Origin of the sequence: Micromonospora costi (genome assembly GCF_003626655.1) — a bacterium.
In the GTDB taxonomy this organism is placed as follows: Bacteria; Actinomycetota; Actinomycetes; order Mycobacteriales; family Micromonosporaceae; genus Micromonospora; species Micromonospora costi.
Window position 1 is genome coordinate 72,594 of the sequence record NZ_RBAN01000002.1, and the last position, 25,856, is coordinate 98,449.

Annotated in this window: 28 protein-coding genes; 19 read left to right on the top strand and 9 right to left on the bottom strand. The window is 70.8% G+C overall.

What is annotated here, in order from left to right; all coding sequences use genetic code 11:
• Window positions 1-703 precede the first annotated feature (703 nt).
• The 9 genes from D7193_RS11235 to D7193_RS34150 all read left to right on the top strand — a co-directional run bounded on the left by D7193_RS11235 (window position 704) and on the right by D7193_RS34150 (window position 6,755).
• The gene (locus D7193_RS11235; protein ID WP_241562935.1) at window positions 704-1,351 is read left to right on the top strand and encodes a hypothetical protein; all 648 of its coding nucleotides are present in this window, start codon (window positions 704-706) and stop codon (window positions 1,349-1,351) included.
• Window positions 1,352-1,481: 130 nt separating this feature from the next.
• Window positions 1,482-2,069, top strand: coding sequence for a GGDEF domain-containing protein (locus D7193_RS11240; RefSeq protein WP_120779457.1), 588 nt, complete (start codon window positions 1,482-1,484; stop codon window positions 2,067-2,069).
• Window positions 2,070-2,154: 85 nt separating this feature from the next.
• On the top strand, window positions 2,155-2,727 hold the full coding sequence (locus tag D7193_RS11245) for a hypothetical protein (protein ID WP_120779458.1): 573 nt from the start codon (window positions 2,155-2,157) through the stop codon (window positions 2,725-2,727).
• Window positions 2,724-2,975 (top strand): hypothetical protein, encoded by a 252-nt coding sequence (locus tag D7193_RS11250; RefSeq protein WP_241562936.1) that lies wholly within the window; start codon window positions 2,724-2,726, stop codon window positions 2,973-2,975. Before D7193_RS11245 ends, D7193_RS11250 begins: the two co-directional genes overlap by 4 nt.
• Window positions 2,976-3,109: 134 nt before the next feature.
• Entirely contained in the window at window positions 3,110-3,625 is a 516-nt protein-coding gene (locus tag D7193_RS11255) for a hypothetical protein (RefSeq protein WP_187356251.1), read from the top strand.
• Window positions 3,622-4,716, top strand: a complete 1,095-nt coding sequence (locus tag D7193_RS11260) for a C40 family peptidase (protein WP_241562937.1) — start codon at window positions 3,622-3,624, stop codon at window positions 4,714-4,716. The genes D7193_RS11255 and D7193_RS11260 overlap by 4 nt, the downstream gene beginning before the upstream one ends.
• 81 nt (window positions 4,717-4,797) lie before the next feature.
• On the top strand, window positions 4,798-5,685 hold the full coding sequence (locus D7193_RS11265) for a hypothetical protein (protein WP_120779459.1): 888 nt from the start codon (window positions 4,798-4,800) through the stop codon (window positions 5,683-5,685).
• Window positions 5,682-6,161, top strand: a complete 480-nt coding sequence (locus D7193_RS34145) for a DUF4314 domain-containing protein (RefSeq protein WP_241562938.1) — start codon at window positions 5,682-5,684, stop codon at window positions 6,159-6,161. The genes D7193_RS11265 and D7193_RS34145 overlap by 4 nt, the downstream gene beginning before the upstream one ends.
• Before the next feature lie 72 nt (window positions 6,162-6,233).
• Window positions 6,234-6,755 (top strand): hypothetical protein, encoded by a 522-nt coding sequence (locus D7193_RS34150; protein ID WP_241562939.1) that lies wholly within the window; start codon window positions 6,234-6,236, stop codon window positions 6,753-6,755.
• A gap of 15 nt (window positions 6,756-6,770) precedes the next feature.
• On the opposite strand, the gene D7193_RS11275 is transcribed toward D7193_RS34150, so the two are convergent.
• On the bottom strand, window positions 6,771-7,793 hold the full coding sequence (locus D7193_RS11275; protein ID WP_147434362.1) for a hypothetical protein: 1,023 nt from the start codon (window positions 7,791-7,793) through the stop codon (window positions 6,771-6,773).
• Between the two features lie 122 nt (window positions 7,794-7,915).
• Here D7193_RS11275 and D7193_RS11280 point away from each other — a divergent pair, with 122 nt between their 5' ends.
• From D7193_RS11280 to D7193_RS11300, 5 genes are all read left to right on the top strand, one after another.
• Window positions 7,916-8,215, top strand: a complete 300-nt coding sequence (locus D7193_RS11280) for a hypothetical protein (protein WP_120779461.1) — start codon at window positions 7,916-7,918, stop codon at window positions 8,213-8,215.
• Window positions 8,216-8,475: 260 nt separating this feature from the next.
• The gene (locus D7193_RS34570; protein ID WP_120779462.1) at window positions 8,476-9,597 is read left to right on the top strand and encodes an AAA family ATPase; all 1,122 of its coding nucleotides are present in this window, start codon (window positions 8,476-8,478) and stop codon (window positions 9,595-9,597) included.
• An 18-nt stretch (window positions 9,598-9,615) separates the two neighbouring features.
• Window positions 9,616-11,208 carry a VWA domain-containing protein gene (locus tag D7193_RS11290; protein WP_241562940.1) on the top strand — a complete coding sequence of 531 codons (1,593 nt, stop codon included), beginning with the start codon at window positions 9,616-9,618 and terminating at the stop codon, window positions 11,206-11,208.
• A gap of 190 nt (window positions 11,209-11,398) precedes the next feature.
• A complete protein-coding gene (locus tag D7193_RS11295) occupies window positions 11,399-12,421 on the top strand; it encodes a DUF4192 domain-containing protein (protein WP_120779463.1) in 1,023 nt (340 codons plus the stop codon).
• Window positions 12,414-12,833, top strand: coding sequence for a hypothetical protein (locus D7193_RS11300; RefSeq protein WP_120779464.1), 420 nt, complete (start codon window positions 12,414-12,416; stop codon window positions 12,831-12,833). Before D7193_RS11295 ends, D7193_RS11300 begins: the two co-directional genes overlap by 8 nt.
• Window positions 12,834-13,155: 322 nt before the next feature.
• On the opposite strand, the gene D7193_RS11305 is transcribed toward D7193_RS11300, so the two are convergent.
• Window positions 13,156-13,524: a VOC family protein gene (locus D7193_RS11305; protein WP_120779465.1), complete on the bottom strand. Its 369-nt coding sequence runs from the start codon at window positions 13,522-13,524 to the stop codon at window positions 13,156-13,158.
• A 92-nt stretch (window positions 13,525-13,616) separates the two neighbouring features.
• Between D7193_RS11305 and D7193_RS11310 the strand changes: the two genes are divergently transcribed.
• Window positions 13,617-14,582 (top strand): helix-turn-helix transcriptional regulator, encoded by a 966-nt coding sequence (locus D7193_RS11310; RefSeq protein ID WP_120779466.1) that lies wholly within the window; start codon window positions 13,617-13,619, stop codon window positions 14,580-14,582.
• Window positions 14,583-14,629: 47 nt separating this feature from the next.
• Entirely contained in the window at window positions 14,630-15,817 is a 1,188-nt protein-coding gene (locus tag D7193_RS11315) for an IS701 family transposase (RefSeq protein WP_120779467.1), read from the top strand.
• A gap of 749 nt (window positions 15,818-16,566) precedes the next feature.
• Here D7193_RS11315 and D7193_RS11320 read toward each other — a convergent pair.
• The 7 genes from D7193_RS11320 to D7193_RS11350 all read right to left on the bottom strand — a co-directional run bounded on the left by D7193_RS11320 (window position 16,567) and on the right by D7193_RS11350 (window position 23,147).
• The gene (locus D7193_RS11320) at window positions 16,567-17,289 is read right to left on the bottom strand and encodes a maleylpyruvate isomerase family mycothiol-dependent enzyme (RefSeq protein WP_120779468.1); all 723 of its coding nucleotides are present in this window, start codon (window positions 17,287-17,289) and stop codon (window positions 16,567-16,569) included.
• Window positions 17,289-18,122 carry a fumarylacetoacetate hydrolase family protein gene (locus D7193_RS11325; RefSeq protein WP_120779469.1) on the bottom strand — a complete coding sequence of 278 codons (834 nt, stop codon included), beginning with the start codon at window positions 18,120-18,122 and terminating at the stop codon, window positions 17,289-17,291. The genes D7193_RS11320 and D7193_RS11325 overlap by 1 nt, the downstream gene beginning before the upstream one ends.
• A complete protein-coding gene (locus tag D7193_RS11330) occupies window positions 18,119-19,267 on the bottom strand; it encodes a cupin domain-containing protein (RefSeq protein ID WP_120779470.1) in 1,149 nt (382 codons plus the stop codon). The genes D7193_RS11325 and D7193_RS11330 overlap by 4 nt, the downstream gene beginning before the upstream one ends.
• A gap of 110 nt (window positions 19,268-19,377) precedes the next feature.
• Window positions 19,378-20,670, bottom strand: coding sequence for a flavin-dependent oxidoreductase (locus tag D7193_RS11335; RefSeq protein ID WP_206611885.1), 1,293 nt, complete (start codon window positions 20,668-20,670; stop codon window positions 19,378-19,380).
• Complete coding sequence (locus tag D7193_RS11340) at window positions 20,637-21,470, bottom strand: fumarylacetoacetate hydrolase family protein (RefSeq protein ID WP_120779472.1); 834 nt, start codon at window positions 21,468-21,470, stop codon at window positions 20,637-20,639. The genes D7193_RS11335 and D7193_RS11340 overlap by 34 nt, the downstream gene beginning before the upstream one ends.
• 28 nt (window positions 21,471-21,498) lie before the next feature.
• On the bottom strand, window positions 21,499-22,158 hold the full coding sequence (locus D7193_RS11345) for a cysteine hydrolase family protein (RefSeq protein WP_147434363.1): 660 nt from the start codon (window positions 22,156-22,158) through the stop codon (window positions 21,499-21,501).
• A gap of 5 nt (window positions 22,159-22,163) precedes the next feature.
• Window positions 22,164-23,147 carry an ABC transporter substrate-binding protein gene (locus D7193_RS11350; protein WP_120779474.1) on the bottom strand — a complete coding sequence of 328 codons (984 nt, stop codon included), beginning with the start codon at window positions 23,145-23,147 and terminating at the stop codon, window positions 22,164-22,166.
• Between the two features lie 121 nt (window positions 23,148-23,268).
• On the opposite strand from D7193_RS11350, the gene D7193_RS11355 reads away from it, so the two are divergent.
• The 3 genes from D7193_RS11355 (at window position 23,269) to D7193_RS11365 (ending at window position 25,852) form a co-directional block, all read left to right on the top strand.
• The gene (locus tag D7193_RS11355; protein WP_120779475.1) at window positions 23,269-24,039 is read left to right on the top strand and encodes an IclR family transcriptional regulator; all 771 of its coding nucleotides are present in this window, start codon (window positions 23,269-23,271) and stop codon (window positions 24,037-24,039) included.
• 170 nt (window positions 24,040-24,209) lie between these two features.
• A complete protein-coding gene (locus tag D7193_RS11360; protein ID WP_120779476.1) occupies window positions 24,210-25,073 on the top strand; it encodes an ABC transporter permease in 864 nt (287 codons plus the stop codon).
• Entirely contained in the window at window positions 25,070-25,852 is a 783-nt protein-coding gene (locus tag D7193_RS11365; RefSeq protein ID WP_120779477.1) for an ABC transporter permease, read from the top strand. The genes D7193_RS11360 and D7193_RS11365 overlap by 4 nt, the downstream gene beginning before the upstream one ends.
• Window positions 25,853-25,856: the final 4 nt, after the last annotated feature.

A 25,856-nucleotide genomic window follows, 5' to 3' on the forward strand; every position in this document is an offset into this window, starting at 1 on the left:
CGCGACAGATAGCTGAAGAATCCGCTGACCCCCGCTAACTTCGCAGTGCCTGGAACGGTCTCGTTCTGGCTCGTTCTGCCTGCCGTGGCGGTGCTCATCCGATCCGCGATATGCCTAGTGCGGGCCAGGATCTTCCTGTCCGGAGAAACGGCCCCCTTTGTGAGGTCGGCCGGATCTCACTGCCTGTCTCACAGGCGGCGTCCGTTGTCTGGCAGCGCAGGTCATCGGCAATTCTGACGATCATGACTGCGTGCCGCGCTGACAGATCCAACCGCTACCGTCATCGCCACCAACCTTTCATGTCGCTCCACCTGGTCCGGTCCCACCTTCGGGAACCCCCGCCGCACCATCCCGGCACGCTTCGCCCACCCGCCACCAGGCCGGTCGGTGCCCGCGCCGCGCGGCGACCCTGAACGGTCGCACCGAACCGCCCCGCGCCCACCCGCTTCTCACCCTGTTCACCCCGTGATCCGACCCATGCACCCGGTGGGCTGGTCATGTCCGCGCGCCCACGACGGCGCCCACAGCGAAGGAGACCACCTTCATGACACCTACCCCTGCGGGTACCACACCGCTGACCCGCTACGGCAGCCGCGTGCCGACCGTCACGCCCCGCTCGGGTTGCGCGGCCGCTGCGACGGCCAGCACCGGCAGCAGGCCGGGCCACGGCACTGCGGCGGCGCCGACCGCGACGATCCGCACGATGATCGTCTGCCTGCCCGACGGGTTGTCCGCGCAGGCTCTCGTTACCGCCCAACTCGACCGGCGCCTCGCCGGGTCCGGCATGTCGCCGCGGTTCTGGGCGACGCCTGACCTGCGGTGGTGGCAGCGCGGTCAACTGCTCGGGCTGCAAACCGGCCGGCCGGCGTACTGTGCCGGCGGACCCGTTCGGCTACTCGACCTCGCGGGCATGCGCCACGCCGCCGGCGTCGGCGCCGGCATCCGATACGAGGTGTGGCGGCGGGTCGTGCACGGCACCCGGCCCGCCATCCCGTGGCCGACCTATTTGGCCCGCCACCTGGTCTCCCCCTTCAGGTATCCGCGTGAGCGGGCGGAGGAGGACTTCCACCAGCAGCCGCGCGTCAACGCGATGCGGATGCACAACGCGGTCAGCTACGGCGCCCACCGGCTGCCGTTGGAGGACCTGGAGGTGTTCCAGGCTGGCTCGGTTGCCTACCAGCACTACTGCGCTGCCAACGCCGTGTGCGGCGACGCGCTGCTCACTCCCGACGGGCGCAAGCTCGCCCCGACCAGCGACGCCCTCTGCCATCGGGTGACCTACCTGGAGCAGGCCACCCGCTACCTCGACACCGTGCAGCCTCACCAACGGCTGCTCGCTGTCGCTCTCTGACACGGCAGAGCCGCTGCGGCGCAGCCGTCATCCTCGCGGTCGGCGGCAGCCCTTCGGTTCTCCCACACCTGAACGCGCCAGGTGCGAGCCCGCCTCCCACGCACGCCGTCTCACCCCCGGCTGGCGCTGTCTGCAGCGCGCCGGGCATAGGCGGGCGCCAACGTGGTGGCCGGCGCCGGGTGCCCCGGGCTGGGGTGCCCTCCAGGCCACCCACGACGAGATCACCGGCCTGCCCAACCGGCGGCTGCTGCTCACCCGCCTACGCGCCGCCCTCGCCGCGGACGTCGCATGCGGGCTGGTGTTGCTCGACCTCGACGGGTTCAAGACCGTCAACGACACCTTCGGCCACGACACCGGCAACGTGCTGCTCGCCCACGTCGGCCGCGTCCTCGCCGGCCTCGACGGGTCCGTCGAGGTCGCCGCCCGGCTGTCGGGCGACGAGTTCGCCCTGCTCGTGCGCGGCGACCGCGACGAGACCGCGGCCGCAGCCCGCGCCGCCTACCGCACCATCGGCGCCACGCGCATCGACCTCGACAGCGGGACCGTCACCGTCACCGCGTCCGTCGGCTACACCCACACCCACGACCCACAGGCCAGTCCCCGGCAGCTCCTCGCCGAGGCCGACGTGGCGATGTACGAGGCCAAACGCTCCCGCACCGGCGTGCACGGTCACCACCCGCTCGCCGCGCCGGGCCGGCGCAGCCGCGACCGCCACTGAACCCAGCTCGAATGCGTCAAGGACCCCGCAGCCCACCGGCTGCGGGGTCCTTCCCATTCCACCCCCGTTGCCAAGGGAGAACCACGTGCTGTCCTTCGCTGCTGTCCACACCCTTGCCGGTTGCCTCCTGGCCGCCGACGCCGAAGCCGACGCCCTCGGCTGGGGCACTCCAGCGACGCTGCTGCTCATCCACGACCGGCCCCTGCCATCCGACGGGTCGGTGCCGGTGCGGGAGATGCGCAGCGTCGAGTTCCCGCTGCAGCGCGGTGACCTGCTCACCGACCCCGCCGGGCTGCCCGCCCTGCTGCACCGCCTCGCCGCCGGCCTCCACCACCCGAACGCCGCTAATCGGGCCGCTTTCGACGCCATCATCGGCCTGATCCGGGCGGCCGAGCCGGACATGCGGCTGCTGGCGTGGGCCGCCTGCTACGACGACATCCTCACCAGCGGCGGGCAGCGCCGGCCGGCCCGCCGCATCGACGCCGTCGACACCGACGGGCGCCTCTACCAACTCACCCACCTGCGCGGTGAGGACCGCGCGCTCCTGCACGTCCACGACACCCCCGACACCAGCATCGGGGCCACCTATCCGGGGGTGTCCGCGCTTCTGGCGGCCACCACCCGCCACACCGTGCGCGTCCGCGGGGGTGCGGAGTGACCGGCCGCGACTCCCGCATCGACCCCGACGAGCCGATCTTCGCCGTGTGCGGGCCGGGCGGGGCGTCGGTCCGCTGCCGCGTGTGCGGGGCCGTCGACCAGATCTTTCAGGACGAAATGCCGTCCATGGCCGGCTACGGCACCGACACCTACGCCCGGTGCGCCCGTTGCGGATCCGTCGAAACCAGCGACCCGATCTTCGGCTGGCATCCCAAGCCCGCCCCCTGGCCGCCGCCGGGGCGGCCGTGAATACCACGCAGGCCACCGCACCCCGGGCCGTTCGAGCCCGCCCGCCGGCATGCCGTGCACGTCGCGGGGATCCGGCCGCCGAGCACACACATCACCCCTCACTCGCCCGCCGCACGAAGAAGGAGCCCTGCCTCGTGAGCACCCACTGCCTTGTCGGCACCACTCACCCTGCCAACCCGCACCTGGTGCACGCCCGGTTCGTCCTCCTCGACGGCCACCCGAGGATCGTCGTACCCACGCTGGCCGACATCTGGGCCCACCACGCCCGCTACGACGCCCACGCGCTGGCCGACGCGGTCCTCGCCTGCGACTGGGAGTACCTCGACCCGACCACCGCTGCCCTACCCGGTGCTGCCGGCCGGCACCGGCTACCCGTCGGCATGCCTCTCCGCGACGGTGCGCCGGAGCCGGTCACCGTGTTCCCGCTGTGCCAGGCCCAGCACCTGGACGCACCGTGGATCTACCTGATCGTCCCCGTCACCGCCACCGTCGCCGTCCATACCGACGACGGGCACCTGCTCGCCCACTACCAGCTTGACGACTTCGTCCGACCGTCACCCGCGACGACGCTGGCGGCGGGACCCGACGGCGGCCGCACCGCACCGAAGGCCCCCGACGCGCTGGTCGGTAGGTGGGGAGCGCCACGGTGACCGTCCGCGCGCTGGCCGCCATCGCCGCCGGGCTGCTGGCCGTGCTCATGCTGTGCGCGGGCGGCCTCGCGGCGCTGTTCACCGGCGGCACCGCCTCGGCCGCCTGCGGTGCGGTTGGCCCGGACGGGCAGCAGTTGCTGCCGTCGCCCACGGTGTCCCCGCCACCGGGCGGGGCAGGGTGGAACGGCGAGCAGGTGGGCAACGCCGCGGTGATCGTGACCGTCGGCGTGCAGCGGGGTGTTCCGCCGCGGGGTTGGGTCATCGCGCTGGCCACCGCGATGCAGGAGTCCACGCTGCGGAACCTGCCCGGCGGGGACCGCGACTCGGTGGGGCTGTTCCAGCAACGCCCGTCGCAGGGCTGGGGCACCGCCGCCCAGCTGCAGGATCCCCGCTACGCGGCCGGCAGGTTCTACGCGGCGCTGACCGAGGTGGACGGGTGGCAGGCTCTGGCGGTGACCGACGCCGCGCAGGCGGTGCAACGCTCCGCCTACCCGGGCGTCTACGCGAAGTGGGAGGACGACGCGATCGCCCTCGTTCGGGTTCTGACCGGTGGCACCCCCGGGCCCGTCGCCGCGGATCTGGAACAGGCGATGAGCAACCCGCTGTGCCTGATCGACGGCGGTGACGGCCAGCTCGGCGGCGAGCAGGTGCCGCTCCCCGACGGGTTCACGCTGCCGCCGGGCACGCCGCTGCCGGTGGTGACGGCGATCGGCTGGGCCCTCGACCAGCGGGGCAGCCCCTACACGTTCGGCGGGGACTGCACCGCACCCCACTCCGGTGTCCCCGCCCGTCAGTGCGACTGCTCCTCGCTGGTGCAGCAGGCCTACCGGGCCGCTGGCATCACCCTGCCCCGCACCACCCGCGACCAAGTCGACGCCGGGCGCCCGGTCACGGACCACCGTGACCTCCGGCCGGGGGATCTGCTGTTCATCCCTGGTAGTCGCGGCACCGCCTCCCGACCAGGTCACGTCGGCCTCTACCTCGGCAACGGGCTGCTCGTGCAGGCCCCGCACACCGGTGACGTCGTCAAGGTCAGCCGCCTGTCCGGGTGGCTGCCGGACCTGGCGGCCGTGCGCCGCGTCGTCGCCTGAACCACCCCAATCCGCACACCCACCCAAGGCCGCGCCTGGTTCCCTGCCGGGCCGGCGGCCACTCCGTGGAAGGACATCACCGTGAACGACACCAGCGACAGCAGCATCGAGCGGCCGCGTAAGCAGCCCGAGGACGGCACCGATTGGAGGGCGTTGGGCCGGCTGCTGCAACAGATCCAGAACCAGCTGATCCACCGCGACCAGCTCCCCCGCTACGGCGACGACTACTACGCCGAGTCTCTGCGCCGGCTGCTCACCGACTCCCGCTGCGGTTTCATCACCACGGCCGAGCATCAGCGGCTGGTGGACCTGCACACGCAGGTGGACCGGCGGAACCTGCAGGACGCGAACCGGAGGGCCCGGGAGGCCCGGGCCCGCTACGCCACCGCTTCCCGCAAAATCCGCGCGGAGTTGGCCGGGTGGCTGCGGCGGGTCGCGAACGACCGGACGGTGCCCTCCCGCTACCGGCGCGAGGGTGTGCTGCTGGCCGCGGACTGGCTCGACCCGGCCAGCTCCGCATCCCCGTACCCCAGCACCCGGTCCACCGGTGCGTCGCCGCAGCCCCCACCGCCGCTGGATCCGCATCTGCTGCAGGCGTTGCGGGATGCCGGCGGGCGGGAGGGACGGCTGGCCGGCGGCTGGTGGCAGCAGCACGCCCTCACCGGCCGCACCCGCGCCGAGCGGGAGGGCGTCGCCCGCACGGTCCTGGACGGGATCGACAGCGGCGACGACGCGGTTCTGGCGGGGCTGCCCTGCTTCGACGTCGCCGGCTATGACGCCGACCGCTACCAGGCCCACCGGCCGGCCGGTGCGCCCGACTGGTCGGACCTGGCTGCCCACGAGCGGGCGCTGGTAATCGACGCGGTCCGCGACGGATTCACCGAGGCCGTCCGCGACGACGTCGCCGCCCGCTGCCACACCATCCTCCACTCCGATCCTGCTGGTGAGGGTGAAGGGGTCCGGCGGTGAGCTTCCAGCCCGGCGAGCGCGTCGCCCTCGAGCACACCAACGACCCGCACACCCTGCTGCGTCCCGGAGATGAGGGCACGGTGCGCCGCTACCAGCCCGACTCTCAGGTGCTGGAGGTGGATTGGGACAGCGGCTCTCGCCTGGCGATGCTGCTGGCCGCGGGTGACCGTGTCCGCCGCATCCCTACCGGCGGCACTGTCGGGGTGCGGGTTCTCGACGCGCTGCGCGTCGCTGGCGCGGCGGCGGGACGGTCCGCCGCCGAGTGGTGGGCGCCGGACGTTCTCGGCGGCCGGGCCCCGGGCGGCAGCCGTGGACGGGCGCGGGAGGTCCTGGCCGGGGTCGACGCCGGGGATCCGGCCGTGCTCGACGGGCTTCCCGTCGCCGATCGCGACAGCGTTGCCGAGGGTCGGCGCCGGTACGCCGAGCACGCCCCGCCCGACGCCCCCGCGTGGGAGCAGCTGACCGTGCAGCAGTAGGACCGAGCGCGGTGGGCGTGGTGCGACGGCTACGACGAGGCGGTCGAAGCCGAAGCGGCCCGGCAGTGCCGGATGGTCCTGCACCCCGACGGTGATGACCGGGACCTGCGCCGCGTGTACCCGGACCGGGTGCGTCTGGGCGGGCCGGGGGTGTTCGCCGGGGACTGGGCGTGGACGCCGAACGCCGACGGGGACCTGCGCATCTCGGTCGGGTTCGTCGGCGTCCTGGTCGACTTGTGGAACGGGTGGGCGGTGTTCACCTGCACCCGCCAGGTGGCCGAGGCGATCGTCGCCGACCAGAACACCGCCCGCGACCGCTACCGCCAGCAGCTTGCCGCGGACGATGTCCCCGGTGAGCGGCTGGACCGGATGGTCGACGAGGCCCTGGCCCGCCTGTGGTTCGACGGCGACGTCATCGTCGCCGACGAGACCCGCGTGCACGACGACCCGGATGCGATGGAACGCATTCAGCCCGACGCGCAGGGCCGGTACGTGGTGATGGGCCGTGCCTGGACCTGGACGGCCGTGCACCCCTACGACTGCGACCGCATCGCCGGTCGCATCCCGGACCCGCCGGCGGAGTCCGCCCTCTGACCCGCCTGGCCCTGCCTACCGTGGTGGGGGCTCGTCGAGGGACAGCTGATACCAGCGGTCGGCGGTGATCACATGCAGAACCGATCCCCGGCCGACCGCCGTCACCTCAGCGGGGAGCGGAGTCCCGCCGGGCAGCACGAGCCGGTACTCGCCAACGACCTGCATCGCCTCGCCCGCCAGCTCACCCACGACGAACCGGTCACGATCCGGTCCGTACCCGCCGAGGAGGCCGACGCGGGTGCCGTGGACCGCCAGGGCTTTCGCCCCGCCGACCTGGTTGTGCCAGCCGCTGACCGCGCCATCGTGTACCTGCACGATCGGGAAGTCGGTGTAATAGCAGGTCCAGACCGCGTCGTCGGTGACGTTGAGGGCGTAGCAGTCGCTGATCGCACCCCACTCATTGTCCACGTGGGACGGGAACATCCACGCCGGCTCGAGGTCCGGTGAGAAGCGCACCAACCCGCGGTGTCCCATGGGCGGTGCGGCGTCGGCGTCTCCCCAGCCGTAGTTGCCGTAGACGCCCTCGTCGAAGTAGCCCACCCACACCTGTCCAGAGGTGGTGGTGAAGACGTGCTCAATGCCGTCGCCCAGGGTCGCCGTCGCCTCGACGCGTCCCTGGCTGTCGTAGACCACGGCGTTGCGGTCCGGGCCGCCGGCCCGCCACCGGCACCGTGCCCCGACCAGCAGCACGCGCCCCTGCGGGAGCGGCTGGACCGAAGGATGCGCCAGCGTCAACCCGGCCAGCGGGGTGACATCGACCGTGTCCCCTGCCTGCCTGGTGACGTGGGCGGCGACGGGCCGGCCGGTCGTCGGGTCAGGAAAGGTGGCCCAGCCCGGTTGCGTGGTGACCGACCGCAGCGCCGCCTCGTTCTCCGCTGTCGACCACAGGGCCACCAGTTCCCCGGCGGGCCCGATCGACCCCGACCCGAGCGCGTCAGAACCCTCAGGCCGGATGACCGGCAACCCCTCGCCGAGTGCCCACGTGGGCAGCCGAGCGGCCCGCCCTCGGTTGCGCCGGCGGCTCTTCCATCCCGTCACGCCGCTACCTCATCACCCCATCGCATCCGCAGGCCAACCGATTCGATCCCGCATCCGTGGCAGGGCGCCGCGAGCAGCGGGACCGGCATCGAACGACACGATTCATGATCAGGAGTATCAGCATGGCCCACGACGACGTCGACGAGTTCGGCGAGTACACCCACGAGGAGATCCTGCAGGCCCTGGTCCTGCGTCTGCTGACCAGCGCGGACCTGGACGAGCTGTGCGACGACGTTGACCTGCCGCAGCTCACCTCCGACGGGCAACCGGTGACCATCACCGCGGCCCACACCTACCGAGACGCAGGAGTGCTGACCCTGGACCGCGGGGTGTGGCTGGAGCTGTCCGACGGCAGCGCCTTCGGGCTGACAGTGCACATCTCCCGCCGGCCCCGCGGCGAGGTCACCCTCCGCCGCCAATAGCCCCCGAGCGCCCCGGATTGACTTGATCAATCCGGGGCACGGTGGCTTCCTTGTCGTCGCCCACGGGTGGCGGCGACACCACGAAGTCGGCAGCCCTACCTGGCTGCCTCGCGGTGAGCACCTCACCGGCGTTGCTGGCCGTCCCTGCGACCCAGGGCACGGCCCGCTAACCGCCCGTCTTCGCGCGGACACCACAACCACGTCTGCCCGCGCCCCGCAGACGGGTGCGCGGGCCCACCCCTAGGACAGGAGGCCCACGAATGGACCCTGCAACCCCACCCGCCGACCCCGCCCCGCAGGGGTCCGCCGAGGGGCGGCGGCCCGGCCACCTCTACCGGCAGGTCGCCGCTCACCTCGCCGCCCACCCCGACCAGGTCCTCAAGGTCGGCGAGATCACCACCGCCATCGCGGCCCGCTCCGGCGGAGCCGTGTTCGAAGCGTTGAAGAAGATGGCCGCCGCCGGCTACGCCACCCACCGCACCGGCCCACACCGGTTCCAGATCACGCAGGCCGGGATCGACGCGGCCGGGTCGATGCCCCCACCCGCCACCCGCCCACCGCGCAGCGGCGGTAGCGGGACACGTCGGCGCCAGCCGGTCCCCCGCCCCAACGGCGACCTGTACTTCCCCCGCAAACTCGCCGGCGCCACCGACGTGGACGTGCTGCGCCGGCTGCGGGACAAGCGGATCCCGGTGCTGCTCTACGGGCCGCCCGGCACCGGCAAAACCGCCCTCGTGGAAGCCGCGTTCCCCGACCTGCTCACCGTTGCCGGCACCGGCGACACCGTGGTGGAGGACTTCCTCGGCAGCTTCATCCCCCTGCCTGATGGCGGGTTCGAGTTCGTCTACGGGCCCCTCGTGGTCGCGATGCGCAAGGGGCGGGCGTTGCTGGTCGACGACGCCACCCTCATCCCCCCGAAGGTCCTCGCCGTGCTGTACCCGGCCATGGACGGGCGGCGGGTTATCACCATCCCCGGCTACCGCAACGAACGCGTCGAAGCCGTCGACGGGTTCTACGTCATCGCCGGCCACAACCCCGGCGTACACGGCGCCATCCTCACCGAAGCCCTCGCGTCCCGGTTCGACGTGCACATCGAGGTCACCACCGACTGGGACCTCGCCCGCCACCTCGGCGTCCCCGCCCCCGCCGTGCAAGCGGCCATCACCTTGAACGCCGACCTCGCCGCCGGACGCGTCGGCTGGGCGCCGCAGCTGCGGGAGCTGCTCGGCTTCACCCGCGTCCGCAAGACCCTCGGCCTGCCCGCCGCGGTGGCCAACCTCGCCGGCCGCGCCCCGGAAGACGACCGCGAGCAGGTGCTCGCCGCCCTGCGGCAGCAGTTCGGCACCGACATCACCGCGCTGACCCTCGGCAAGCAGCGCTAACCCGGAAAGGAGAACCCTGTGCCCCACCCCCACAACCATCTACAGCACGGGCCGGCGGCCGCCGGTGACCCCGGCTGGCAGGCGTGGAGCGACGCCTGGACCCGACACGTGCCCGTGCTGACCGGACGCACGGACCTGACCGTCACCGTCTCCCCCGGCGCCGGCGGCGGCGCCCCCGCCTGCTTCTACCCCGACACCGGCCGCATCGAGGTCGACGCCACCCACATCGGCGCCCCCGACGTGGCGAACCCCCGCCGCGCCGGACACAAGCGCCTCGTCCCGGCGGCTTACGGGCTGCTCGTGCACGAAGCCGCGCACGCCGCCCACAGCCGCTGGCGAACCCCACCCGGCACCCCGCGCGTCGTCGCCGCCGTCGCCGAACTCCTCGAAGAGTCCCGCATCGAGCACCGGCAGCGCGCACGCCGTCGCGGCGACCGCCGGTGGCTGCGCCACACCGTCACCACCCTGGTCGCCGGCGACGACGTTCCCGTCGACGACCCGTGGCACGCGGCGTATCTCGCCGCGCTGCTAGTGGCGCGGGTCGACGCCCGGATCCTCACCACCAAAGACATCAAAGGTGTCCGTGCCGCCGTCACCACCGTCCTGGGCCGCAAGCGGCTGCTGCAGCTGCGGGAGGTGTGGCGGCAGGCCCACAGCCTTGATGACGCCGACGCGGCGGGCATGATCGACCTGGCGTGGCGGTGGTGCGTGATTCTCGGCATCGACCCGCACCGCCAGCCGCACACGCCGGTGCCGGACCCGGGTGTGTTTGCCGGGCTGCTCGCCCAGGCCCTCGCCGATTACCTCGCCCACACCGCCGGGCTCACCCCGGCCCAGTACCGGGACCAGCAGAACACGCTCCGGCATTCGGCGCCGACGACGTGGACCCGCCGCGACCCCACCGACGCCGAACGGGCCGCGGCCCGCCACCTGGCGGCCCGGCTGCGCCGCGCCCGCACCCACCACACCGAACCCGACACCCGGCCCAGCCCGATCCCACCCGGCCGGCTGCGCACCCGCCACGCCATCACCGCTCAGGCACAGGCGGCTGCCGGCAGCACCCCCACCGCCACACCCTGGCAGCGGCGGGTACAGCTGCCCCCACCGAAACCCACGCTGCACCTCGGCGTCATCGTCGACGCCTCCTACTCGATGCACCCCTACGCGGCACCGATGTCCTCGGCCGGGTGGATCCTCGCCCACGCCGCCCACGCCAACACGGCGGTCACCACCACCATCGCCTTCGGCAGCCGAGCGACGCTACTCGTGGCGCCGCGGCAACGCCCCCACCAGGTGCTGGAACTGACAGCCGCCGGCGGCAGCAGCGCCTTCACCGACGCGGTAAAACTCGCGGACCAGATGCTGCAGCTACGCCAGCCCGGCCGGCTGCGGATGCTCGCCGTCGTCTCCGACGGCGACCTACCCGACATCGAACCCGCCCAACGCCTCATCACCACCCTGCACCGCACCGGCTGCGCGGTGCTGTGGCTGCGCCCCGCCGACCTGACCGGGCACACCTTCACCGACACCACCACCCTCGCCGTGGCGGACCCGGTGCAGGCCGTCGCGCAGATCGCCGACGCCGCCGTCACCGCCCTCGAACAGGCCTGACCAGCCGCCTCCAACCAGCCCGACCTGGTCGCCCCGCGCCGGGACCCGTTGTCCCGCGCAGCGGACTGCACCGATCGGACCCTTGCCGCACCGCTATCGGCCGCTTGCCCGGCCACCCGCGCATTCCCGCGCATCCCCGGGCACGGCCGAACGGCCGTGCCCGGGTCCGACCCTGAACCTGGAGAACACCGTGGACCACTCACACGACCGGGTGCCGATCACCTCACCCGCCGACCTGCTCGCCGCCGTGCCGTACCTGCTCGGCTTCCACCCCACCGACAGCCTCGTCCTCATCGGCCTCACCGGTCCCCGCGTCGCCGTCGCCACCCGCACCGACCTCCCCCACCCCGACGACGTCGCCGCCTGGGTCGACGAGCTGACACCGTCACAAATCCGCACGCTGCACCAGGCGACCGCCGACACGGCCATCGTCATCGGCTACGGCCCGGCCGCCGCCATCACCCCGGTCATGGACGCCCTCAACCCGCGGCTGACCGCCACCGGAATCGACCTGTTCGACGCACTACGGGTCACCGACGGCCGCTACTTCTCCTACCTGTGCCAGAACCCGGCCTGCTGCCCCGCCGACGGGACACCCTTCGACCCTCACCGCAGCGACATCACCATGCACGCCATCGTCGCCGGCTGCCATGCCCTACCCGACCGCGACGCGCTCGTCGCCAGCATCGCCCCCGCCACCGGACCAGCCCGCACCGCGATCACCCGCGCCACCACCCGCGCCAAAGCCCACCGCAGCGCCCTCGTCCGCGACGCCGGCCGCAACGCGCTGATCAACGCCGGCGCGGACATGCTGCGCACAGCCCTCACCCGCTACGCCAACGCGCGGACCCTCACCGACGACGAACTCGCCTGGCTCACCGTCCTGCTCCCCGTCACCGCGATCCGCGACGCCGCCTGGCAGGCCACCGACTCGCAACCATGGCATCTCGCGATGTGGGCCGACATCACCCGCCGCGCCGATCCGGCCCTCGCCGCGCCACCGGCCGCCCTGCTCGCCTTCGCCGCCTGGCGCCGCGGCGACGGCGCCCTCGCCTCCATCGCCCTCGACCGCGCGCTGGCGGCCAACCCCACCTACAGCCTCGCCCACCTCATCGACCAGCTGATACGCGCCGGGCTCCCCTCGTCGGTGCTCGATGGCTGGCCTGACCTCGACCAGCTCCACCTCCGACTGCTCGGAGACGCTGATGCCTGACGTAATCCTCGACGTCTTGCGTCAGGTGCTGGACAGGCACGGCTACACCCTGCAAGCCGAACAGCTCCCCGAAGCCTGCGCCCACCACCCCGAGCAGGTGTGCGCGCTGCTGTCCGCGGCCGGCACAATCGCCGCCACTGGCATGCAGATCAGCGTCCTGACCGAGCCAGCGCACCTGCTCTGCGACGCCCACAACGACGGCGACAGCAGCAGCGTGCTGTTCCTGCGCGAGCGCCTCGACCAGGTCGCCGACGCCCTCACCGCCGCGCTCACTCCGCACGACAAGGCGATCGCGGCCCTCCATCGCACCTGCAAGGCCCTCGCCCGAACCGACATCCCCGTGGTTGTCGCCTCCCACGGCAGCACCACGGCTGAGGGGCACGCCAACACCGCCACGGAACCGACTCCCTGACCCCGAACCTGGACGCCCGCCGTCCGATGCCCGGGCGGCGGGCGGTCACCTCTTGCCACCGACACAGCGAGGAGATCGCGATGACCGAGCCGACGACGACCACGCCGGCGCCCCCAGTCGGCGGCGACCCGGGCACGGTATGGGGCCGTTTTCGGCGCATGTCATTCATCAACTACGCGCGATACATGGCCGCGGCCGGGGAGCCGAAGCCGCATAAGCGAGTCCTCCATGCTTCGAGGGGATGACAGGCACTCGTCGTCCTCTCAAAGTTGGACAACGGCAGGCGCCACACCATCGTGCGCGCCTGTCGCATGGTGGCTGTTCAGTCCTTCGGTGCGACCCGGATACGGTTCCCGTCAGGATCGGCTGCGAGGAAGGTCAGCCCGAACCCCGCATCGCGAGGCTGGTGCAGGATCGTGACGCCCTTGGACTGCCACTGCTTGAAGATCGCGTTGATCTCGTCGGGTCCACCGCCGCTGATGGCCAGGCACACCTCACTGGTACGCGGGACGTTCGGCGACAGGCCCTCGAACTGACCGGACCACAGAGCGAGGTCAGCGCCTGGTCCGAGGTCGAAGGTGATGTATCCCGGAGTCTCGAGCGAGGGGCTCATGCCGAGGAGGTCGCCGTAGAAACGGGCTGCGGCGGGAGCGTCGTTCACATAGACGATGGACACGACGGACGTGGTCATGGTTGTTCCTTCTCGCAGGTCGTAGGTACGCATCCACCAGCCTGGCCGGAATATGCGCCGCATCGTGTCGCAATTCCTGAAAAACTTGGTGGGTGACCCCGGACCGCTTCTTCGCCCTGATGCTGCTCCTGGAATCGAGGGATGGCGCGACCACACAGGAACTTGCCTCGGCGCTCGGGGTTTCCCTGCGAACCATCACCCGGGACCTGAACTGGCTCCGCGACGCCGGTCTGCCGGTGACCGCACACCGGGGCCGCCTCGGCGGCGTGACCATGCTGCCCGGGTCCGGGCTCGACCTCACGCGGCTCACGGCCGACGAGCGTGATCACCTCTCGCTCATTGGGCTGGATGAAAAGCAACGCGCGGAGCTCGACGCATCGGTCGAAAGCCGGCGCGCGCTCGCCAAGATCGCAGCGAAACAGTCACCTCGAGATCAGGAACTCCTGCCGCTCACCGACGTCGTGCACGTGGACAGCCGTCCCTGGCTCCAGACATCAGCGTCCGGCACGACCCCGGCTTCGCTGATCGGCTCGGTGCGGCGAGGTCGCCGGCTACGGATCGAGTACGACAGCTCACGCGAGTCATGTCCACGCGACCTGGTCGTGGATCCCTACGGGCTGTTCGCCAAGGCCGGCGTCTGGTATCTCATCGCCGACTGTGCCCGGGTGCCACGGATGTACCGACTCGAACGGATCACGACGTGGAAGGAAGTCGATCAGCCACGACGGATCCGCGAGAACCAGACCCTGGCCACCGTCGCTGCCGCGCTCATTGATCAGTGGGCACACAACCACGCGATAGAGGTCAGCGCCACCATCGACCAGTCCCAGATCGAGCGGGCGGAACGGATTTTCGGCCCACGACTCGTCCGGGACGACCGGGAAGAACCCACCACCGGCCACAAGGCGACAATTCGCTTCCTGCACCTAGAGGACGTGCGAGCATTGCTGCCGTTCGGGGACGCCATTACTGTGCACGGCCCCACCGAAATCCGGGCTCACCTCCGCGCCCTCGCCACCAACCTTGCCCACCACTATGCGCCGTCGCCAACGTCCTGACCACCGACACCTAGTACTGCAACGGCACTCGGATTGACCGTGCATGGATGTTGTTCGTTGTGGCAGTAGCGGAGATCGAGGCGTGGTGGGCGGAGCTGGATCGGCTGCGTGATCGGATCGGCCGGCGGTTTGGCCGGTCCGAGCCGCGGCGGCGGGTGCGGGATTACCTCTGTGGTCTGGTCGCCGGGTTGGAGCGCAAGAACGGCTGGACGGTGGCTGAGCACGCGGGTGACGTGTCGCCGGACGGGATGCAGCGGTTGCTGCGCTGGGCCGATTGGGACGTCGAGGCGGTCCGCGACGACGTGCGCGACTACGTCATCGAGCATCTCGGCCGCCGGGACGGGGTGCTGATCGTCGACGACACCGGGTTCCTGAAGAAGGGCACCCGCTCGGCCGGGATACAGCGGCAGTACTCCGGCACTGCCGGTCGGACGGAGAACTGCCAGGTCGGCGCGTTCCTGGCCTACCGCAGCGAAGCCGGACACGCCCTGATCGACCGCCAGCTGTATCCGCCGGTCTCGAGGACCGATGACCGAGACCGGTGCCGCGCCGCGGGCATCCCGGACGAGGTCGCGTTCGCCACCAAACCGGAGCGGGCCAAGGCCATGCCCGCCCGGGCGCTCGATGCCGGGGTGCCGTGTTCGTGGGGGACCGCCGACGAGGCCTACGGGCAGGTGAAGTCGTTGCGGGTGTGGCTGGAGGAGCGCGACATCGGCTACGTGATGGCCACCCGCCGCACCGATGACGTGGTTACCACGAGCATGGGCATGGTGCGGGTCGAGGACCTCGTTGCCGCCCTGCCGGCTTCGGCGTGGCGGCGGCTGTCGGCCGGTGCCGGTGCGCACGGCCCGCGGATCTACCAATGGGCCCGGGTGCCGATCCGGGTGTCGTGGCAGCCCGGCCGCGGCTACTGGGCGCTGACGCGTCGCCACCCTGATACCGGTGAACTGGCCTACTACGTCTGCTACGGGCCCCGCCGCTGCACCCTGGCGGACCTGGTCTGGGTGGCCGGCTGCCGGCGGGCGATCGAGGAATGCTTCCAACAGGCCAAAACCGACGCCGGCCTGGACCACTACCAGGTCCGGGACTGGCGGGCCTGGTACGCCCACATCACCCTGTCCATGGCCGCCCACGCCTGGCTCACCGTCGCCAAAAGCCTTGTCGCACAAGGGGAACCGAGCCCGGCGACGACATGTTGGTCGGCTACACCGCACCGGAGATCCGCCGGCTGCTGATCGCGTTCCTCCTCCGACACGCCCATCGACCAGAGCGGATCTGGGCATGGTCACACTGGCGCCGCAGACGCCAGCACCAGGCCCGCCTCAGCCACTACCGACGACACGGCCACCCACTCACCTAACTGCCGTTGCAGTACGAACACCCCTTCCCGAGTCGGAGTGGTGGGGCGACGAACTTGATCGGGGCGCAAAGTCGAGCGTCACTGGTACCGGCCGCCGCCCCGGCGAACCCGACAGCGGCATCCCCACCCGTTGGCCGGGGTGGCGGCCACCCAGCCCACACCGTCCCCCGCGCGGAGGCAGCGCATGAAGCCCCACCGCCGCCCCGGCACCAGGTGCCGTCATCGACGTCCTGCCGTGGCTTCTCGGCACCGACGCCGTCGCGTGCCGGTGGGCACGGCTATGCCTCGCGGGCGCAACGCGGGTTGGCGCAGCGGCTGGGCGCGGCTGGGTCGGGTCGGTGGGCGCCGCAGCCCACCGCGCCCACGCAGCCGCCGCCCAACCCACGCGGCGCGCCTACGGCCGAGCAGCAGTCCCGGCCGCCCAGCACTGCACACGCTGGTTCCGGCCCACCGAGCCAGCAGCACGGCAGCGGAGGATGACGTCGCCATGAGGCGCCTGAGCCCCGCCCGCCCAATTTCGCGGCGACAACCGCCTGCCGGTGGGGGCCTGCCTAAGGACGGCTGGCTCGGGGTGGGCTCGTCACGAGCTGGGTTCTAACGTTTCTCCCGCACGATCGCGCACGGTCAGAGCCACCGCGGCAGTTCGGGCACAGGCTCGTCGCCGGTCCTGCTGACCGCGAGCGCCGGGCGGCCGGAAAGGTACGCGGTGAGCCCGGCGAGGGTGGCGGTCACCCGGGTGGCATCGCCGACGCCAGAGACGGCCCAGCTACCGGGGTGATCGGTGGCTGCGAGGGTGAGCGCGGGGCCGTCGCCAGCGGCGGATCGCTTGGCGACAATGTCGTCGAGCAGGGCGGCGAGGAAGTCGGCCGGCAGGTCGTCGAAGCCCAGCCCGGCGCCAAGGTCGACGGCATGGACCATGACCTCGCGGGCCCGCATCCAGGGAATCTCGTTGGCGGGGACGGTGCGGCCCTGGGCGGTACGAACCTGTCGGCGCCACTGCTGCTCGTCCAGCTCGGCCAGCCGCGCCTGGAGGGTCTCGGAGGACAGCGTCGCCCAGGCGCGCAGCTCGGCCACCGGCCGCCTAGCGCCGGCGTCGATGTCCCTGTCGCGCTGCTGGGGCGAGGAATACATCGGCGTCTCCTCGCCGGTGCGCGCCCAGTGTGCCAGGTTGACCAGAGCGTCAGCGTTGGCGGCGACGTGGGCCAGCAGGTGCTTGCCGGTCCAGCCGGCGAGTGCGGTGGGCTGGTCCAGCCGGTCGTCGGGCAGAGCGGCGAGGGCAGCGGCGAATGTTTTGCTGCCCTGAGCCATCCAGCGCAGGCTGTCCGCCCGGGTGCGGTCGGCGGCCATTAGGCGACCGTCTCGGCTACAGCCTTGGCCTCGGACCGGCCCAATCCGGTGATCTCGGTGGTCAGCACGCTGCCGGCGGCAAGGTATCGGGGCGGCTTTCGGGCATGGCCCACCCCACCCGGGGTGCCGGAGGCGATGACGTCGCCCGGATTGAGCGTGAGGATCGTGGAGATGTACCGCACCAGGGCGACAGGGTCGAACACGAGATCGGAAGTGTCGGCCTGCTGCACCACCTCACCGTCAACGGTTCCAGTCAGGGTGAGCGAGGGTCGGGTGCCGCCGGGCAGCGCGTCGGGGGTGACCAGGTACGGGCCGAAGGGCGTGCTGGCTTCCCACGTCTTGCCCTGCAGCCACATGTGGCTGCGGTACTGCCAGTCGCGCATGGTGACGTCGTTGAGGACGGCGAACCCGGCGATGGCGTCGTCTGCGGCGTCGGCGCCGCGGCGTACGGTCTTGCCGATGACAATCGCGAGCTCAGCCTCCCAGTCGACCTGGTCGGACTCCGGGGGGAGCTGGATCTCGTCGTAGGCACCGATGAGCGCCTCGGGGTACTTGGCAAACAGGGTCGGGTACTGCGGAAGCTCGCGCCCCATCTCGAGGATGTGCTTGCGGTAGTTCAGACCGACACAAATGATCTTGCCGGGCCGGGGCACGACCGGCGCGTAACCGACGGCCTGAACCGCGGGCCCCTCCGTCCGCGCCGCGTGTTCGGCCCAGTCCGGCCGGGCCAGCAGCTCGCCGACGTCTGCGAGGCCGAGGTCGACCAGGGTCTCCCCCTGCACCCGGACGGCCCGGGTGGCGCCGTCGACGGTACGGATGGTGGCGAGCTTCATGCCTTCTGTCCTTCCACGTGGACGCGGTCCAGGTGCAGCGCCTCGAAGATCGGGCTGTCGCTGAATCGGAAGAGATCGAGAGCAGCCGAGTCGGAGTCGGACGCCGAGGCTTCGGACCGGGCTGAGAACGGCACCCAGGAGGGGACGACGAAAAGGTCACCGCGGCTGACCGACCAGGAAGCGTCGCCGACTGTAACCCGTCCGCTGCCGTCGAAGACCTGGTATACCGAGGAGCCGGCCTCGCGGCGCGGCGCCGTCTCGGCGCCTCGGCGGATGCGATGCATCTCCGCTCGGATGGTGGGCAGCACGTCGCCCCCGCTCGTGGGGTTTGCATAGCGGACCGCAGCGTGACCCGGCTCGATTGTCCCGGCGTACCCCTCGGCCTCCAGTTCGAGCTGGTCGGTCAACGCTCGGTCGGTGTCCACCCATCGGTAGGCCAGCAGCGGGGTGCCGGGCTGGGAGCCGGGAACCGAGACAGGGCGCAAACCGGGGTGGCCCCAGAGCCGCTCGGAGTGGGAGCGTTCGGGGGTGGTGCGCTCGGCCGGGCTGATCTCGTCCCGGCCGAACTCGAAGAACTGCGACTCGGTGACGTACTGGAACGGGATGTCTAGGCCGTCGATCCACGCCATCGGCCTGTCCGCCGCGTTGTGGTGGGCGTGCCAGTTCCAGCCCGCCTGCGGTAGGAAGTCCCCGCGGTTCATGGCCACCGGATCGCGGCCGACCACGGTCCAGACACCCTCGCCCTCGACGACGAAGCGGAAGGCGTGCTGGGTGTGCCGGTGCTCCGGGGCGTCCTCGCCCGGCATCAGGTACTGGATCGCCGCCCACAGCGTCGGCGTGGCGAACGGACGGCCGCCCAGCGCCGGGTTCGCCAGCGCGATTGCGCGCCGCTCCCCGCCCCGGCCGACTGGGACCAAGTGCCCGGCCCGATCCGCCAGGGCCACCAGGCTCTCCCACCGCCACAGATGGGGCGCCGCCTTGGAGCGTGGATGCAAGGGCATGAGGTCCCCGATCTCCGTCCACAGCGGAATAAGCAGCTCATCCTCGAAGCCGTGGTACAGCTCTTGGAGCGCCGCCGACGGCGTCGGCTGATCCGGGGAGTCGACCATGGTGAGCCGCACCGGCGACGTCACGGTGTCAGTCATTTCTGCCTTCTTTTCAATGTCATGGCTGGAGAGTCATAGCTGCTTCGCCGATCCCCAAGCGTCTCTGTTCGCAGGGCGGCAGCTCAGGCGTGAATCAAGCCGACACCGGATCAGCCGCCGGTGCGCAGGACCTCCGGCGAGAAGCCGGCGACCTCCTTGTAACGCTGCGAGATCGCTTCCAACTCGGCCTGGCTGATCACATCCTCGATGCGTTCGAACGGTTGGTCCTTGGTGCGTTCCCACACCTCGCGGATGATCACGTCAGGCGGTGTGCTGCGGTTGGTGCGCACCACCTTCGCGGTGGCCGGTAGCCGCTGGTCGGCGTACGCCTGCAGAGCGGCCTGCGGGTCCCCGACGGTCGACAGCGACTGGCGCAGCACTCGTGCGTCGATGATCGCCTGTCCGGCCCCGTTGGACCCGCGCGGCACCATCGGATGTGCCGCGTCGCCCAGCAGCGTCACCCGGCCGAAGGTCCAGCGGTCCAGCGGATCCTGGTCGACCATCGGATACTCCAGCACCTCTTCGGTGCCGCGCAGCAACGCGGGCACGTCGAGCCAGTCGAACTGCCAGTCGGCGTAGGCGTCGACGAAGTCCTCGAGCCGGCCCTTGCGGCCCCAGTCGCGCTCGACCTCGCGAGGCGTCTCGATTTCCGCGACCCAGTTGATGAGCTGGTTGCCCTGCCCGTCGACGTTGTCGCGGATTGGGTAGATGACCATTTTCCCGCGGTCCAGCCAACCCGCGCGGATCATGCTTGCGCCGGTCAGGATCGGCGGGCCGACCGTGGTGCCGCGCCACATGTTGATGCCGGAGTACCGCGGCAGTCCTTCGTCGGGGTGCAGTTGCGCGCGGATCGCCGAGTGGATGCCGTCGCAGGCCACGACGGCACTCGCCGCAACGGTGGGCAGTTGCGCGTCGGTGCTGGAGCTGCGGAAGTGCACCTGCGCGCTCCGGTCGTCCTGGGTAACGCCGGTGCAGCGGTGGTCCATCGCGACCGCGTCCGGACCCAGCCGCTCGCGTACTGCCTGCAGTAGCACCTGCTGCAGGTCGCCGCGGTGGATGGAGAACTGCGGGTAGTCGTATCCCGCGAACCGACCGCTCGGCTCCCGGTAGATGAGCTGACCGAACCGGTTGTAGAAAACGGATTCGCGGGTGGTGACCGCAACCCGGGTGAGCTCGGGCTCCAGGCCCAGTTGGCACAACACCCTCGAGGCGTGCGGCAGGATGTTGATGCCGACGCCGAGCGGGCGAATCTCGGGTACGGCCTCGTAGACGCGGCACGGGATGCCGGCGTCGTGCAGTTCGAGGGCGAGCACCAGCCCACCGATTCCGGCGCCGATGATGAGCACGTCGTCGCCGCTGTGAAGAGTGTTCATTCCTTTTCCTCTCGACAGACGTTGACGCACTCGCCGAGGCCTTCGATGACGGTCAGTAGGGTCTGTCCGGGCGCCAGGAAGACCTTTGGGTCTCGGGCCGCGCCGACTCCACCCGGCGTGCCGGTGGCGATCAGGTCGCCCGGACGGAGCGTGGTGAATTGGCTGATGTAGGCGACCGTAGCCGCGGGGTCGAACAACAGGTCCGAGGTACGGCTGTGCTGCATGACGGACCCGTCGACCTCGCAGCGCACCTCCAGGTCCCGGGCATGGTCGACCTCGTCCGGCGTTACTAGGAACGGCCCGACCGGCGTGGTGCGCTCGAACGCCTTGCCCTGCAGCCACTGCGTGGTTCGCCACTGCCAGTCGCGCATCGACACGTCGTTGACGACGGTGTAACCGGCGATGGCGGCGTGTGCCTGCTCCCGGGTCGCCCGGCGCAGCGAGGTGCCGATGATGACCCCCAGCTCGGCCTCCCAGTCGACCTCCGCGCTCGTGATCGGCAGTACGACGTCGTCCCGAGCACCGATGAGCGTGTCGGCGAACTTCGCGAACAAAGTCGGGTGCTCGGGCAACTCGCGGCCCATCTCGAGGATGTGCGTGCGATAGTTCAGTCCGACGCAGATAACCTTCGATGGGCTGGTGAGGACCGGGGCGAAATCGGCGTCCTCGACGGGCACCGGCTTGCCGGCCGGCGGGATCCGATTGATGTCCTGCACGTCGGCTGCGGCGAGCAGCGCGCCCACGTCGGGATAGCCAAGCGGGATGGCGACGTTAGTCTCGACCCGAGCCGCTCGGGTGCCCGTAGCCGTTCGGATGGTGGCCAGACGCATTGCTTCAGGTGCCTCCTTTGGCAGGTGCTCAGATCCGGGCGGCCGGCTCGGCCGAAGGAGCGGATCCCGCGAGAGACCAGGCGGACCGGACGTCCGCGACGTTGACAACCGGCCCCAGGTAGGACCGGAATTCGTTGACGGCACCGTCGTGCCGGGCCCGGCTCGTGGCCGCGGTGGCGTCGGCGACCAGCACCGGCTGGAAGCCCCGGGCGAGCGCGTCGAAGCCGGTCGCTCGGACGCACAGGTCGCTGGTCACCCCGGCGAGCAGCACGACCTGGCGGCCGCGCGCCCGCAGGGACAGCTCCAGGGGGGTGTACGCGAAGCCGGAGTACCGATGCTTGACGACGACGCGCTCGTCGTCCGCGGCGGTGATGCGGTAAGGCCGCGCTCCCCACGAGCCCTGCCGGACGATCGGGTGATGCCTCGGGTCAAGCAGGTTGCCGGCATCACCCCGGGCCAACCATTCGGGCGTGTCTGTCCAGTCCGAGTGCTCTGTGCGCACGTGCAGGCACGGGACCCTGGCCGCCCTGGCCGCATCGAGCAGCGCGAGGATGGCGTCCACGGCGGGGGCGACGTGACTCATGTCGCCACCCGCGCGGGCGAGCGCCCCCTCCGGGTCGCAGTAGTCGTTCTGCACGTCGACGACCACCAGCGCGCTGCGGGACACCGGCAACACGTTCGCGGCCATCAGGCTCACTCCGCCGCCCCGGACGCAACCAGCTTGTCCAGGTCGATCTTGCCGTCGGACAGGCCGTACTTGCCCATCTTCTCGGCCATGAAGCTCAGCGAGTCCAGGTCGCACTTGGCCTGCCACACCGGCAGGATCATCTTCTGCGCGGCCTCGGGGGTGACCTTCTGCAGCGTGGGCAGGGCGGTCCGGAACCCGGCAGGGTCGGATGCGATGGCCTCGGCGGTGGCCGCGACGCCCTTCTGGAAGGCTTCCACCACCTTCGGCCGTTCGTTGACGTACTTTGTCGAGGCGACATACGAGCCGACCTGCAGGCTGGGCTTGGACTCGACGTAAGGCCACAGCACCGGCCGGAATCCCTGCTCGCGACCGAGCGACACGAACGGCTCGATCTCCCAGGCGGCGTCCACCCGTCCGGCGTCCAGCGTAGCCAGCATGTCGGGAAAGCCGAGCTCGACGAACTGGATGCCGGAGGTGTCGACGCCGCGGGCTTCGAGGGCGGCCTTGATCGTGACGTCGCCGATGTTCTTCAGGGTGTTGACCGCGATCTTCTTGCCGGCAAGGTCCTGCGCCGAGGTGATCGGGCTGTCCTTGGCTACAAGCACAGCGGAGAAGTCTTCGTCGGTCTTGTCGGTGGCGAACGTGCCGGGAGCGACGAGGGAGATCGGCAGGCCTTTGCTGGCCGCGAGCAGAACGCTGGTGGTGTTGGAGCCGCCGAACTGGTAGTTGCCGCTGACAACACCCGGGATGACGGCGGCCCCGCCGGCGGCCGTGTCGATCTCCAGGTCCAGCCCCTGCGCCTTGAATAGGCCCTTCTCCTCGCCGTACTCGAGGAAGGCGGCGGGGACGCCGGCGGTCTCAGCAATCTTGATGACGGTCGGTTTGCTGCTGTCGGGCGCGGCATTGGACGAGCCGCCGCTTGACGCACCGCAGCCGGCGAGCAGCAGCATGAGTGCGGACGACGCGGCAAGGCGCAACGAAGAGTGCATGGGCTTCTCCTGGTCTGTTGCCTGAGTTCCGCCACCGTAGCGACCGTGTTGCGGGTGGTGGAACAAGCAGTGGCGATTTTTCCGCTAGCCAGAACAGGGGGTAGTCACATATCGTCCCGTCATGCCGAATCCCGGGGACAAACCTCTGCCTCCCTACGCCATCGAGTCCGTCGACAAGGCGCTGCGGCTGATCCTCCTGATGAGAGACAGGGGGGAGGTCCGTGTGACCGACGTGAGCGATGAGCTGGGTGTCGCGAGGTCCACGGCGCACCGGCTCCTCATGACGCTCGTGCACCACGGGTTCGCCACGCAGGACGCGGCGTCCCGGTCGTACCGGGCGGGAGGGACCCTGATCGAGATCGGCCTGGCCGCGGTCGGCGAACTGGATGTGCGCCGCAAGGCTCGGCACCACATGGAGCGGCTGGCGGGCGAATTGCGCGAGACGGTCAATCTCGTGGTGCTTGAGGGTGCCGCCGTCCGCTTCATCGACGGCGTGGAGTCCGCGCAGGCGTTACGCGTCACGTCCCGCACCGGAGCGCTGGTGCCGGCGTACGCCACGTCAGGCGGCAAGATGCTCCTCGCCGAGCTGACCGACAGCGAGCTAGAGGTGCTGTATCACAAGGGATTCAGCCACATCACCGACCGAACGTTGACCGACCTGGCGGCGCTGCGGGAAGAGCTCGCGGACGCGCGCCGACTCGGCTATGCGATGAACCGGGGGGAAAGCGAGCAGGGCGTACACGCTGTGGCGGTCTGCGTACGGGACCACGCCGGCCGTGCGGTCGCCGCACTCGCGATCGCCGTGCCTGCCCCGCGGGCCGACCATTCCCGCCTCCGCGGCTTTGTCGGGCCTCTGCGCCGCACCGCCGAGGCGATCAGCCAGGACCTTTGACCGGGTCCCGGGCCGTTTGGGCGGTCTACCTGTTCCACTACGCAGAAAAAACGGCTGCGTCGGTTCTGTAGCGCGCAACGGGTGGCCTATGTTCGTCGGAACCACGGCCGCAGCAGGTGAACGCCTGCATGCCGTGGACCTGGCTGTCGCACCAAACTAGGGGGCTGGAGATGAGCGGTCCGACCAGTGTGTCGACCGGGCGGGCGAGCCCGGTGACACTTTCGCAGCCAGCTGCCTTGCAGTCGGGCACTGCGGCGCACCAACGGCGCAGGCACCTCCCGCTCGGACTGTTCGGACTGATCGGGTTGCTGCTGGTGCTGGAGTTGGTGCCCCGGATAGGCCTCGTCTCGCCGGCCTACCTCTCGCCGACTAGCGAGATCGTCAAGACCCTGGCCGGCGAGGTGGGCCGGCCTTCGTTCTGGATCGCGGTCTGGGACACCGTCCGTTCCTGGGCGATCGGCCTGATCATCGCCGTGATCGCCGGAACCGTCGTCGGTCTTATCCTCGGCAGCGTCGGCTTCCTGCGGCGACTCACCTCCTCGCTGATCGAGTTCCTGCGTCCCATCCCGTCGGTGTCGCTGGTCCCGCTGGCCGTCCTGCTCTACGGCAACGACATCCGCTCCAAGCTCTTGCTTATCGTGTACGCGGCGTTCTGGCAGGTCCTGATCCAGGTCATGTACGGGGCGCACGACGTGGATCCGGTCGCCGCCGACACCGCGCGCTCGTTCCGGCTGGGTCGGCTGGCGTTGCTGCGGCACGTCACCTGGCCGACGGTCCTGCCGTACTTCATGACCGGCGTGCGATTGGCCGCCAGCGTGGCGCTGATCCTCGCGGTCACTGGCGAACTCGTCATCGGCGCGCCCGGGCTCGGCAAGGAGATCGCGATCGCCCAGTCCAGCGCCGCGATTCCGCTGGTATACGCGTACGTGGTCACCACCGGGTTGTTGGGCGTACTGGTGAACCTCGGGGCTCGCGCCGTCGAGCGCCGGGTCTTGTCCTGGCATCCATCCGTCCGGGGAGAGGTGGCGGCATGACCTGGCTGCTTCGTCGCGCGACGTCGCTCGCATTCATTGTGGGACTGCCGCTGGTCGTCTTCGTCGCGCTGTGGTTCGGCACGGCCGGCAGCACCAACTTCTACCTGCCGTCGATGCAGGTGATCATGGACTCCCTGGCCTCCGACTGGCTCGGTTCCCGGCTCGGCGACGACGTGCTGCCTAGCCTCGCGCGGCTGGCGATGGGCTACCTGCTGGCCGCCGTCCTCGGTGTCGGGCTCGGTGTACTGGTGGGTCTTTCCCGTCCGGTCCGGCAGGTCCTCGAACCCGTGCTGGAGTTCTTCCGGGCGATCCCGCCCCCGGTACTGGTGCCCGTGCTGATCCTGTTCGCCGGCATCGGAACGACGATGAAGGTGTTCGTCATCGCCTCCGGCGCGGTATGGCCGATCCTGCTCAACAGCGTCGAGGGCGTCCGCGCCGTCGACCCTGTCCAGCTCGACACTGCCCGCTGCTACCGGTTCTCCCGCCGGGCGCTGCTGCGTCGGGTGGTGCTTCCGGCCGCGAGCCCGCAGATCTTCGCGGGTCTCCGTCAGGCGCTGTCCATCGCGATCATCCTGATGGTGATCAGCGAGATGTTCGCGGCGACGAACGGCCTCGGCTTTGCCATCGTGCAGCTCCAACGCAGTTTCGCCATTCCCGAGATGTGGGCCGGCATCGTCGTGCTCGGCCTGCTCGGGTTTGTGCTGTCCATCCTGTTCCGCTTCGTCGAGGACCGCGTCCTCGCCTGGCACCGCGGTCTGCGGCGCGCCGAGCGGTCGTGACCGC

Bases quoted from the DNA above. Each gene is read 5' to 3' on its own strand.
- D7193_RS11345 (WP_147434363.1), bottom strand. From the start codon at position 22,158: ATGGCCGCGAACGTGTTGCCGGTGTCCCGCAGCGCGCTGGTGGTCGTC.
- D7193_RS11355 (WP_120779475.1), top strand. From the start codon at position 23,269: ATGCCGAATCCCGGGGACAAACCTCTGCCTCCCTACGCCATCGAGTCC.
- D7193_RS11305 (WP_120779465.1), bottom strand. From the start codon at position 13,524: ATGACCACGTCCGTCGTGTCCATCGTCTATGTGAACGACGCTCCCGCC.
- D7193_RS34150 (WP_241562939.1), top strand. From the start codon at position 6,234: ATGGTCCTGCACCCCGACGGTGATGACCGGGACCTGCGCCGCGTGTAC.
- D7193_RS11330 (WP_120779470.1), bottom strand. From the start codon at position 19,267: ATGACTGACACCGTGACGTCGCCGGTGCGGCTCACCATGGTCGACTCC.
- D7193_RS11300 (WP_120779464.1), top strand. From the start codon at position 12,414: ATGCCTGACGTAATCCTCGACGTCTTGCGTCAGGTGCTGGACAGGCAC.
- D7193_RS11365 (WP_120779477.1), top strand. From the start codon at position 25,070: ATGACCTGGCTGCTTCGTCGCGCGACGTCGCTCGCATTCATTGTGGGA.
- D7193_RS11235 (WP_241562935.1), top strand. From the start codon at position 704: ATGATCGTCTGCCTGCCCGACGGGTTGTCCGCGCAGGCTCTCGTTACC.
- D7193_RS11280 (WP_120779461.1), top strand. From the start codon at position 7,916: ATGGCCCACGACGACGTCGACGAGTTCGGCGAGTACACCCACGAGGAG.
- D7193_RS34570 (WP_120779462.1), top strand. From the start codon at position 8,476: ATGGACCCTGCAACCCCACCCGCCGACCCCGCCCCGCAGGGGTCCGCC.
- D7193_RS11350 (WP_120779474.1), bottom strand. From the start codon at position 23,147: ATGCACTCTTCGTTGCGCCTTGCCGCGTCGTCCGCACTCATGCTGCTG.
- D7193_RS11340 (WP_120779472.1), bottom strand. From the start codon at position 21,470: ATGCGTCTGGCCACCATCCGAACGGCTACGGGCACCCGAGCGGCTCGG.
- D7193_RS11360 (WP_120779476.1), top strand. From the start codon at position 24,210: ATGAGCGGTCCGACCAGTGTGTCGACCGGGCGGGCGAGCCCGGTGACA.
- D7193_RS11315 (WP_120779467.1), top strand. From the start codon at position 14,630: ATGTTGTTCGTTGTGGCAGTAGCGGAGATCGAGGCGTGGTGGGCGGAG.
- D7193_RS11325 (WP_120779469.1), bottom strand. From the start codon at position 18,122: ATGAAGCTCGCCACCATCCGTACCGTCGACGGCGCCACCCGGGCCGTC.
- D7193_RS11320 (WP_120779468.1), bottom strand. From the start codon at position 17,289: ATGGCCGCCGACCGCACCCGGGCGGACAGCCTGCGCTGGATGGCTCAG.